Below are 2,874 nucleotides of genomic sequence, written 5' to 3'. Positions count from 1 at the left end.
GCGATCTAAATCTATAAAAACAAAGGAATTGATCTGCATCAAAAATGAGGAGATTTTGTTGTTTTGTTAACAGGTGATATTTCAGTTGCTAAAAAAAATGGTGCTGCGTAATTTGCATACTCATAGTTAGTTTTGGTTTGGTGCCGTAAGGAGTCGGTAACTTCCAAGATGGGCGAAATTAACAATCCTTGTATGACCTGTGGCGCATGCTGCGCTTATTTCCGCGTTTCATTTTATTGGGCTGAATCTGAAGAGGCTGGCGGCTGTGTTCCRCAGGCACTGACAGAGCAAGTCACCCCTTTTCTGAGTTGCATGCAAGGCACGAACAGTAAAACGCCGCGCTGTGTTGCCCTGGAGGGTGAAGTGGGACATGCGGTTTCCTGTTCTGTTTATCTCAACCGTCCGACACCGTGCCGCGAATTCGATCAGTCAGGGTTGAATGGCATCGGCAATGCCGCCTGCGATCGTGCCCGTGCGAAGTATGGCCTGCCCCCTCTGGATGTAAATTTACCGACGATTGATCTCAGCCACCTCAGTTGCGTTTAAGCAGAGATTGATCGACGGGTCTGACAGGAAATCAGCGCAAAACTATCGGCGGAGGGTATTTAAAGGGTACAATCCCCGCCTTATTGATTTTTGCTTTTTGCCAAGGAGCGTCCATGTCTATCACGGCCAGTACGTTGTACCGTGACAGTTATAATTTTATGCGTAATCAGATGAGTAGCGTTTTGGCGCTCTCGGTTCTGGCCGCATTAATCACCGTCATATTAAGCTGGGTTTTAAGTCCTTCATCTGAGCAGGTCGAGGCCATCGGGCAACTGATGAGTAACATGACCGGCATGAGCGTCGGCGATATGATGGGATATATTGAGCAGCAGATTACTCCGGAGCAGCAAAGCGCGATTTTCCGTTACAGCCTGGCCGCTCTGCTGTCAACGCTCGCCGGAAACGTTATTCTGGTCGGCGGCGTTCTGACGTTGATCCAACTGATTTCTCAGGGCGTTCGCGCCAGTATTACGCAAATTTTGAGTGCGTCATTGCCGGTGTTGCCACGTCTGGCCATTTTGCTGTTTATTTACAGCATCATGTTCCGTATCGGTCTGGCGCTGCTGTTTGTTCCGGCATTCCTGATTGCGATTGCCTGGTCAATGTCACCGGTTATTTCCTGTAAAGAGAATGCCGGCGTGTTCAAAGCAATGCGCCTGAGCACCCGCCTGGCCTTCAGCAATGTGCGTCTGGTCGCCCCGGCCGTGATGCTGTGGATTGTGGCGCAGGTGGTGCTGATGCTGTTTGTTGGCGTACTGAGTGCGCTGAATCCGATGATTGGTGCAGTGATCCTCGGCGCAGTGAGCAACCTGATCAGCGCCTTTATGCTGATTTATCTGTTCCGTCTTTACATGAAATTACATGCATAATATAGACATAACTTTTTCAGGGGCGCTCCGGCGCCCTTTTCTTTTGTCCGCGAAATGATTCCGGTATAGTCATCCCATACATAAAACATGGAATGAAGTATGAAGCAGCTCCTCGATTTTCTTCCCCTGATTGTCTTTTTTGTGGTTTATAAGCTTTACGATATTTTTGTCGCATCAGGCGCGTTAATTGCGGCCACCGCGTTAGCGTTAGTGATTACCTGGATTCTGTATCGCAAAATCGAGAAGATGACGTTAATCACCTTCGCGATGGTCGCTGTTTTCGGCACCCTGACACTGGTTTTCCATAATGACGAATTCATTAAATGGAAAGTGACAGTTATTTATATGCTGTTCTCCGGTGCATTACTGATCAGCCAGCTGGTTCTGAAAAAGCCGTTAATCCAGCGTATGTTGGGTAAAGAGCTGACATTGCCGGATCACGTATGGAATAAACTGAACGTCAGCTGGGCCATCTTTTTCCTGCTGTGCGGACTGGCCAATATCTATGTGGCCTTTTGGTTACCGCAGAATATCTGGGTTAACTTCAAGGTATTTGGCCTGACCGCACTGACGCTGGTATTCACCCTGCTGAGTGGCGTCTATATTTACCGGCATATGCCGGATGACGAAAAAAAATAAGCATTCTTCTGCACGGGCCTTTCTTTGAAAGGCCTTACTTTTTCAAATTGTTGAACTGTGTGAAGCCTATCGTATGAACGAAAAACATAGCTTACCCAATGGTGAAATGGTGTTGCGTACGCTGGCGATGCCAGCTGACACCAATGCGAATGGCGACATCTTTGGCGGATGGCTGATGTCGCAGATGGATATGGGCGGGGCGATTCAGGCGAAAGAAATCGCCAAAGGTCGCGTAGTGACCGTACGCGTTGACGGCATGACGTTTCTTAAACCCGTGGCTGTCGGGGATGTGGTGTGCTGCTACGCACGCTGTATTCGTACCGGTAACAGCTCGATCACCATCAACGTGGAAGTGTGGGTGAAGAAAGTCTCTTCTGAGCCCATCGGACAGCGTTACAGAGCCACTGAAGCGGTGTTTACGTATGTTGCTGTGGATGATGAAGGGAAATCGCGCCAGCTGCCTGACGGTCGCAGTAATTTCAGCGTCGATTCCGACGGTGTCTCTCAGGACTAAGCCGGTTCTGTATGATGGGAAGTAAAAGACTGGAAGTAAAAAGGTCGCCTTCATGGCTAATGCCGATCGTTTAAGGATCAGTTGACCGATCCGGTGGCTCGTGTAAAAAGGGTTCATGCTCATCATGGACCCTTTTTAAATGGAACTTTCACAAGCTCTCGGTATTATCAATCTTACTGCCCCCGATGAAGTTCAAAGCCTCGCTGACCTCCTGTCTCCTGACCTCATTCAGCAAGCTTTTTCTCTCACTGACACCGTCACCCTACGCAAGCGTAAACTCCCCCTCGAGTCCATGGTCTGGCTGGT

Annotated in this window: 5 protein-coding genes; all 5 read left to right on the top strand. The window is 49.0% G+C overall.

Features of this window, described 5'->3' with window-relative positions; genetic code table 11:
* Positions 1-168 precede the first annotated feature (168 nt).
* A complete protein-coding gene (locus AC1DUO_RS23965) occupies positions 169-546 on the top strand; it encodes a YkgJ family cysteine cluster protein (protein WP_013575932.1) in 378 nt (125 codons plus the stop codon).
* A gap of 113 nt (positions 547-659) precedes the next feature.
* Positions 660-1,415, top strand: coding sequence for a YciC family protein (locus AC1DUO_RS23960; protein WP_013575933.1), 756 nt, complete (start codon positions 660-662; stop codon positions 1,413-1,415).
* Between the two features lie 99 nt (positions 1,416-1,514).
* On the top strand, positions 1,515-2,054 hold the full coding sequence (locus AC1DUO_RS23955) for a septation protein A (protein ID WP_013575934.1): 540 nt from the start codon (positions 1,515-1,517) through the stop codon (positions 2,052-2,054).
* A gap of 73 nt (positions 2,055-2,127) precedes the next feature.
* Positions 2,128-2,568 (top strand): acyl-CoA thioester hydrolase YciA, encoded by a 441-nt coding sequence (gene yciA, locus AC1DUO_RS23950; protein ID WP_013575935.1) that lies wholly within the window; start codon positions 2,128-2,130, stop codon positions 2,566-2,568.
* Positions 2,569-2,707: 139 nt separating this feature from the next.
* Positions 2,708-2,874: transposase domain-containing protein (locus tag AC1DUO_RS23945; protein WP_477988810.1), on the top strand; the 167-nt coding region annotated here is incomplete at its 3' end.

This window comes from Rahnella sp. P4_A8, from assembly GCF_056402435.1.
This window is presented reverse-complemented; position numbering and strand designations above follow the sequence as displayed.